Source organism: Bradyrhizobium sp., from assembly GCF_019244115.1.
In the GTDB taxonomy this organism is placed as follows: Bacteria; Pseudomonadota; Alphaproteobacteria; order Rhizobiales; family Xanthobacteraceae; genus Bradyrhizobium.
The window spans coordinates 1-6,890 of sequence record NZ_JAFATE010000475.1 but is presented as its reverse complement, the minus strand read 5'-3'; the positions used below and the strand labels follow the sequence as shown (position 1 = coordinate 6,890).

At 62.5% G+C, this 6,890-nt stretch carries 10 protein-coding genes and 1 tRNA gene; 6 read left to right on the top strand and 5 right to left on the bottom strand.

What is annotated here, in order from left to right:
* The first annotated feature begins 284 nt into the window (after positions 1-284).
* Both JOZ76_RS20945 and JOZ76_RS20940 read left to right on the top strand, forming a co-directional pair.
* Positions 285-536, top strand: coding sequence for a PilZ domain-containing protein (locus JOZ76_RS20945; protein WP_291701415.1), 252 nt, complete (start codon positions 285-287; stop codon positions 534-536).
* A gap of 48 nt (positions 537-584) precedes the next feature.
* Positions 585-746 (top strand): hypothetical protein, encoded by a 162-nt coding sequence (locus tag JOZ76_RS20940; RefSeq protein WP_291701413.1) that lies wholly within the window; start codon positions 585-587, stop codon positions 744-746.
* Between the two features lie 18 nt (positions 747-764).
* Here the strand turns inward: JOZ76_RS20940 and JOZ76_RS20935 are convergent, their stop codons facing one another.
* Together JOZ76_RS20935 and JOZ76_RS20930 are read right to left on the bottom strand one after the other, a co-directional pair.
* On the bottom strand, positions 765-1,403 hold the full coding sequence (locus JOZ76_RS20935) for a glutathione S-transferase family protein (RefSeq protein ID WP_291701417.1): 639 nt from the start codon (positions 1,401-1,403) through the stop codon (positions 765-767).
* A gap of 294 nt (positions 1,404-1,697) precedes the next feature.
* A complete protein-coding gene (locus JOZ76_RS20930; RefSeq protein WP_291701411.1) occupies positions 1,698-2,150 on the bottom strand; it encodes a VOC family protein in 453 nt (150 codons plus the stop codon).
* A 623-nt stretch (positions 2,151-2,773) separates the two neighbouring features.
* On the opposite strand from JOZ76_RS20930, the gene JOZ76_RS20925 reads away from it, so the two are divergent.
* A complete protein-coding gene (locus JOZ76_RS20925) occupies positions 2,774-3,073 on the top strand; it encodes an HU family DNA-binding protein (RefSeq protein ID WP_291701409.1) in 300 nt (99 codons plus the stop codon).
* Positions 3,074-3,227: 154 nt separating this feature from the next.
* Here JOZ76_RS20925 and JOZ76_RS20920 read toward each other — a convergent pair whose 3' ends face one another.
* Positions 3,228-3,416 (bottom strand): hypothetical protein, encoded by a 189-nt coding sequence (locus JOZ76_RS20920; protein WP_291701407.1) that lies wholly within the window; start codon positions 3,414-3,416, stop codon positions 3,228-3,230.
* A gap of 243 nt (positions 3,417-3,659) precedes the next feature.
* On the opposite strand from JOZ76_RS20920, the gene JOZ76_RS20915 reads away from it, so the two are divergent.
* From JOZ76_RS20915 to JOZ76_RS20905, 3 genes are all read left to right on the top strand, one after another.
* Positions 3,660-4,421 (top strand): SIR2 family NAD-dependent protein deacylase, encoded by a 762-nt coding sequence (locus JOZ76_RS20915; RefSeq protein WP_291701405.1) that lies wholly within the window; start codon positions 3,660-3,662, stop codon positions 4,419-4,421.
* A 194-nt stretch (positions 4,422-4,615) separates the two neighbouring features.
* Positions 4,616-5,269: a cold-shock protein gene (locus tag JOZ76_RS20910; RefSeq protein WP_291701403.1), complete on the top strand. Its 654-nt coding sequence runs from the start codon at positions 4,616-4,618 to the stop codon at positions 5,267-5,269.
* Positions 5,270-5,396: 127 nt separating this feature from the next.
* A tRNA-Pro gene (locus tag JOZ76_RS20905) sits at positions 5,397-5,473 on the top strand.
* Between the two features lie 477 nt (positions 5,474-5,950).
* Here JOZ76_RS20905 and JOZ76_RS20900 read toward each other — a convergent pair.
* Positions 5,951-6,322 carry an SPW repeat protein gene (locus JOZ76_RS20900; protein WP_291701401.1) on the bottom strand — a complete coding sequence of 124 codons (372 nt, stop codon included), beginning with the start codon at positions 6,320-6,322 and terminating at the stop codon, positions 5,951-5,953.
* A gap of 136 nt (positions 6,323-6,458) precedes the next feature.
* Positions 6,459-6,890, bottom strand: a 432-nt coding sequence (locus JOZ76_RS20895) for a PDZ domain-containing protein (RefSeq protein ID WP_291701400.1), incomplete at its 5' end; no start/stop codon positions are given.

Sequence of the window (6,890 nt, the reverse complement as noted above, 5' to 3'; positions counted from 1 at the left end):
GAAAAAGCTGTGAAATCAAGGCGCTATGCCAATAACTTCACGCGCCGGTACCTCGCCGCGGGATGCGCGGCCAAGCCTCGGACGGGCGAACGTATAGAGGCGTTTGCGCGGCCGGGCAAGCCAGTGGAGCGGATTTGGCGCGAGAAGCGTTGGGGCACACAGGGGTTGCGAATCCGCTCCACTGGCATGGGTGGCTTGAATGACCAGGCTTGGCGAGTCTGCAATCGGTTCAACGCTTTGTTAGAAGCCCCGGGGGTATCGGTTGTCGCGGGTGGAGGACCTTGATGGCCGCACAGAAGAAACGCGAGCCCCGCAAACTGCTGGGCCGGAAAGCCTGGATTACACTCGATGGCGGCTTTGCCGCCCGCCAATGCGTGGTGCACGACATCTCCTCGGCCGGGGCAAAGATCCGGATCGAGGGTGCAGCCTCGCTGCCGGCGCGGCTAAAACTGGCCTTTGCGCGCGATGCGCGGACCGGGCGGGCCTGCCAGGTGGTGTGGCGGCGCGACAATTCCGCCGGCGTTAAATTCGTCTAATTTCGCTGCTTGGATCGGGCCGAAACGGAACCAACCGCGTCGGCGCCGATGGACCCCCTGCATCTCGAAACCCTCGTTCCCGTCGTGCTCGGCTGCGCCATCCTGTGGCTGGTCGGGCGGGGGCTGCGCTGGATCGCCTGGCTCGGCGCCTGCGCCATCACGCTGCTGGTGATTTTTGGCGTGCTGCAGGTCTCCCATGGCGGGTTCTGAGCCGCTTGCGCGCGCGCCTCACGACATCGGCGGCGCGATGAATTGCACAAAACCCGCTCGCTCGGCGAGGCGCGCGAACCAGCGGTCGAGATGCATTAGGGTCGGCCGCTTGATGCCCTCGACGCCAAGCCAGCGCCGCGCATAGGCGCCGAGCGCGATGTCGGCGACCGAGAAGTCATCGCCCTCGATGTAGCTGCGTGTCGCGAGCACGCGATCCGCAATCCTCCAGACCTCGGCCGCCGCATCCGCGTCCTTCTGGATCTGAACCATGTCGCGCTTTTCGCGCGGGGTACGCACCAGCGCCCAGAACACCTGACGGTCGACCGGCTGCAGCGTCGATAGGGTCCAGTCGAGCCAGCGGTCGACGGCGGCGCGCCGCCGCGGCGCCTTTGGATAGATCGGCGAGTTCGCGCCATAAGCCATGCACAGATAGCGCATGATCGAATTGGATTCCCACAGCACGTAATCGCCATCAACCAGCGTCGGCACGCGCCCGTTCGGGTTCATCGCGAGATAGTCCGCCTCGTCGTTCCGGCCATACTGCATACCGGCATCGATGCGGGAATAGGGAAGCTCGAGCTCGGCGAGGCACCACAGCACTTTCTGGACGTTGACCGAATTCGGCCGGCCCCAGATGGTCAAGTGTCCCTCGCTGATCTCAGGCACGTTTCCACTCCACAATTGTCAGTTCTTCTTGCGAGCCATTGATGCGCGGTGAAAGGCCATCTGCGATCCGCCTTGGTCTGACCTGTGCGGTTGCCGCGCCCACTCCCTCGCCATGCCGCGCTCGTCGCGGGCATCCACGTTTTATTTTCCACCGCTGCAAAGACGTGGATGGCCGGGACAAGCCCGGCCATGACGACTGCGACAATCGGCGCCAACGCTGCTCATATGCAACTGTTCTGCCGCAGGTGGAAATACACGTCGATGCTGCAATAGTCCGATCCAAGCTCACCAATGTCCGGTGTTCGGCATCGAGGCCCAGGGCTCGGCCGGCGGTTTTGGATCGCCCTTCTGCAAGATCTCGATCGAATGCAGATCGGGCGAGCGGACGAAGGCCATGTTGCCGTCGCGCGGCGGCCGGTTGATGGTGATGCCCTGCTTCATCAAATGGTGGCAGGTCGCGTAGATGTCGTCGACCTCGTAGGCGAGGTGGCCGAAATAGCGATCCTCGCCGTATTTCTCCTCGTCCCAATTATAAGTGAGCTCGACCAGCGGCGCGCCGCGCGTCGAGGGCTGCTTCTTCAACGCCTCCTCGTCCTCGGGTGCGCAGAGAAACACCAGCGTGAACTTGGCCTTGTCGTTGTCGATGCGGCGCACCTCCTTCAATCCCAGGGCATCGCGATAAAATTTCAGCGCGGTGTCGAGATTGCGTACGCGCAGCATGGTGTGGAGGTAACGCATTTTTTTGACTCCCTTAAAACTGTTCGGAGATTTGTTCTTGGGTGGGGCCAGCAGAGGGCAGCATGAAATAGCAGCAAAATGCGCGGCCGGGCAGGGGGGCTGCGCCGCGCCGAGCGGGCAGGCCGATCAATGCTTTGTGCGTGCGCGAAAGAAAACCCCGCGTGCAAAGTAAAGCGCGGGGTTTTCAGGCCGACAGCGTCTGGGGATTTGCTTAAGGGCGGGGGCGCCGCCAGCAACATGGAACATTGTAAAGCAAAAAGGGCAACAGCGCCACCTATGCGGAATATATTCGCTAGGTGACGCTGCCCTAAGGCTGGGCCCTTAAATCCCCAGCACACATTACGTCTCGCCAAGTGCCATAAGGTTCAAAGAAAAATCGCAAGCGCCGATCGCGGCCGTCCGGCTGCCGCAGGCCGGCTCGTGGCCAGACGGAGCGGCCGCCAAATCCCGTAAATTCAAGGGATTCCGGTGCGGTGCATGCGCCGCGCGGCCGGAATTCGGCGATTCACTGCGGAAAACAGCTATTTTTTGCCTTCAAGATCCAACAAAACTGTGCAGAAAGCCTGTAATTTCCGCCTGTTCGTTTAATGTCGCTCCCCGGTACGAATCAATGAGGAGACACAATGCCTGCCCAAATGTCCAAGTCGCAGCTGGTCGAGAGGATTGCGACCACCACCGAGCTTTCCAAGCGCGACGTCAAGAACGTCATGGATACGCTGACTGATGTCGGCCACAAGGAGCTGAAGAAGAACGGGGTGTTTCTGGTCCCGGGCTTCGCCAAGTTCGTCGTCGTCAAGAAGCCAGCGACCAAGGCACGGAAAGGCACCAATCCGTTCACCGGCGAGGAGATGATGTTCAAGGCCAAGCCGGCCCGGAAGATCGTCCGCGCAAGACCGGTCAAGGCCGCCAAGGACGCGGTGTAAGCTGCGCGCCGGCGCTGCCGAAACGGAAAGGCCCCCGTTGCACGGGGGCCTTTTTGTTTGCGTCTTGCTGGTCGTGGGTTTTGATGCGTCGTTGCTTGCGCCTCGTTCGAATGGTGCCGTCGCCGACGCGGCATCATCTCGCGCTCGGCGCGCCTCAGTGCCGCCGCTTCGAGGTCTGAGATTTCGGCGGCGTCGTCTCGTTCAGCGCGCGCCCCATGGTCGCGACATAAAACTCCTCGCGTTCCCTTGCGAATTTTTCCTGGGTCGCCTTGAAGCGCGCAACACGCGCCGCGATTTCTTCCCGTACATCGGCGGGGCGGTCCTGCTCGTCTGCCGTGCTCATCCACTTCCCTCGAATCACCAGGTCCTATGCCGCCCGCAGATAGAGTCCTGATTGCGGCGCGATTGCGGAAACTGTGGCGCCGAAGCGCGATGCGCACCGGGAAAAATGGAACCGGTTGACGCTGAAACATGGCCGATTCCGTGCCCGAGAGGGTTGCCGCGCCGGAGCGATGCAGCTTGGTGATTTCGCCAATCGATGGCAAAGTGAGCGGTTGTACCCGGTTAAGTGGCCATGAGTTTGTCCATGATTGCAACGGATCTTCGCAGCGGTGTGGAGCAACTCGGCGAGATGATCGCGAGCGCATCCACGATCATTCCCTTCACCGGCGCCGGCATTTCGACCGAATGCGGAATCCCCGATTTCCGCTCGCCGGGTGGCGTGTGGACCCGCAACCGGCCGATCCCCTACGACGAGTTCGTCGCGAGCCGGCAGGCGCGCGACGAAGCATGGCGCCGGCGATTTGCGATGCAGACAACATTTGCGCAGGCGCGGCCCGGACGCGGCCATCGCGCGCTCGCCTCGCTCTATCGTGCCGGCAAGATTCCGGCGGTCATCACCCAAAACATCGACAATCTGCATCAGATGTCGGGCTTTGCATCCGATCATGTCGTGGAGCTTCACGGCAACACGACCTATGCGCGCTGCATCGGCTGCGGCAAGAGTTATGAGCTCGAATGGGTGAGGCAGCGCTTCGATGAGGACGGAGGCGCACCGGACTGTGCTGATTGCGACGAGCCGGTCAAGACCGCGACGATCTCGTTCGGACAGGCGATGCCGGAAGACGCCATGCAACGCGCCAGCGGTCTCGCGCAGCATTGCGATCTCTTCATCGCGATCGGATCATCGCTGGTGGTGTGGCCGGCCGCCGGATTCCCGCTGATGGCGCGGAACTGCGGCGCACGTCTGGTCATTATCAATCGCGAGCCAACCGATCAGGATGATGTTGCCGATCTGGTCATCCGACATGACATCGGGGAGACCTTGGGACCGTTCGTCGGTAACTGAGTCCGATTGATTCGTGCCTGTGCAAGCTGTTCATAGGTTTCCATAAATCTGTTTTTTATCTATGCGTGGGAGGCGGGAGTGCTATCTTTAATTCGAGAGATTCGCGCGGTTTCATCAGGGGCTGATGTCCATCGCGCTGTTTGGGCCTCGTCGCTTTTGGCGCAGGCCACAATTGATGTGTGAGGTCCGGGGTTATGGGGTCGGACGGATTTGAGTCCAAGAAGCTCGGGGGACCTGTGTCAGGCGGGACCACCCAGAACAGGCTTGGCACCGGAGAATTTTCAACCGGCGCCGCGCGCGACACGGCCATCGATGCCCTCTCTGGGCTGGGCGAGCATCTGGTTGAGATCACCGGCGTAATCAAGTGGTTCGATGCATCCAAGGGCTATGGGTTCATCGTGCCCGACAACGGCTGGCCGGATGTGCTTCTGCACGTCACCGTGCTCAGGCGCGACGGCTACCAGACTGCCTATGAGGGCGCGCGGCTGGTCTGCGAATGCGTGCAGCGGGCCAAGGGCTATCAGGCCTTCCGCATTCTCTCGATGGATGAATCGACCGCGATTCATCCGGCGCAGATGCTGCCGCCGCGCACCCATGTCACGGTCACGCCGACAAGCGGGCTGGAACGTGCGCAGGTCAAGTGGTTCAACCGGCTGCGCGGTTTCGGCTTCCTCACCTGCGGCGAGGGTACCCCCGACATCTTCGTCCACATGGAGACGCTGCGGCGCTTCGGCATGACCGAGCTGCGTCCGGGCCAATACGTGCTGGTGCGCTACGGGCCGGGCTCCAAGGGCATGATGGCGGCCGAGATCCACCCGGAGACGGGATCGCCTGTCGCCTCGCACTGACGGGCTGCGATCGATTGCGTCGCCCCCGGAGGGCAGCCGCCGCCTGGGGCGTTCTCGGACCGGCCATGCCTTGCTGCGGGCGCTGCGAGCGTGTATCGACATCGCCCAAAGCCTTCTTTTGGCATCTCGGGGTATAGCGCAGCCTGGTAGCGCGGCAGTTTTGGGTACTGCAGGTCGTTGGTTCGAATCCAGCTGCCCCGACCAATAAAATCAATGGCTTGTGCGGCAGTCCCCGCTCCCCGGCTTTCCGGAATTCCCATTGCGAAGCCCCGTTTATCCAAGCGCGACGGGATTGGGTTGGAGGGAATTTCTCGGCGCCAGCGGTGTTCTGCAACGGGCCGGTCACCTGCCGCTGTTCCTCACTGCAGGGCAATTGGAAGTGATCGGCCGGGTCGACGTTTTTGTTTGGTTTCCGTTGGCCCATAGGGTGAGGCGCGGGGCGGCGGACCCGCGCCGGGCTCTGGCTTGCTTGGCAGTCTGGTCCGAATCAGGATTGCGCAGCCAAAAGGCTGTGGATAACTGCCTTCGCAACCGTTTGCGATGCCTCGCAAGCGCTGATTCGCGGCACGAGCTGACTTGATCAGGCCCGGACTTCCTGGCGCTGAAACAGGATGAAAGTGATCAAGCGCTGTCGTGTCGAGGGCTTCACGAGATCGGGGAGAAGCGTGAACTCGTGAATACTCAACTTGCGTGCGTGGCGTAGTCTGGATCGTGGACGACCCAGAGCTCGAGCAGTGCCAGAAAGATGACGGGCAAGCCGACGCCGATGCTGACATGCATCGCGGCCGTGTGTGCAAAACCCAGTATCCACGGCGCGGCGATCAGCCAGAGGCCAAGGGCGACCTTCAGCCACTCTTCCCAGTCGGCGAAAACGAAGATGGCAGTGACGGAGAGCACGATCACCGCCGCTCCGACCAGCTCCGCATCGAGCCGTCCCAGCGGGCGAACGAAGCCGAACAGCCAGGGAGCGCTCAGCAGAAACACGCCGCAGACCAGCGCATAGAGGTCGAGCGCGGATTCACGCCGCCGCCATGTCGTCCGTCTTGTGATCATCGGCACCTCCCGCTCGGTTGCTTAACCTGACGGAACGAACGGAGGGCTGACAGGTTCCGTTAGACGAAAGGAGGCAGGCCGCTGTCGGCCTGCCTCTGTTCGATCGTTGTCACGCAGGATGCGGTGAAGCTGATCCTCAGCCGACCGGCACCGCCACGTACCGGGTGCTGCTGTCCGCGGACTTGACCCGCATCAGCACATCGCGCTTACCGTCGGCCTTCGCGCTGGAGAGCGCCTCGCGGATATCCGATGCGCTGCTGACGGCCTTGCCGCCGACGTCGAGAATGACGTCGCCGGTCTGCATGCCGTGTTCGGCAGCCGGACCGTCGGGATCGACGCCCGTCACCACCACGCCCTTATCGCCGGAGCCTGCGACCTCGCTGGCCGGCGCGACGGAGAGGCCGAGATGTCCGCCGACGCCGCGGTGCGAGCCGGACCGCTCGTGCTCGACGCTGGCTTCCCGCTGGCTCGGCATCGTGCCGAGCGCGACGGTGATGGTCTTGCTCTGTCCCTTGTGCATGACATCCAGCTTGACCGAGCTGTCCGGCGCGAGCGCTGCGATCTGGCG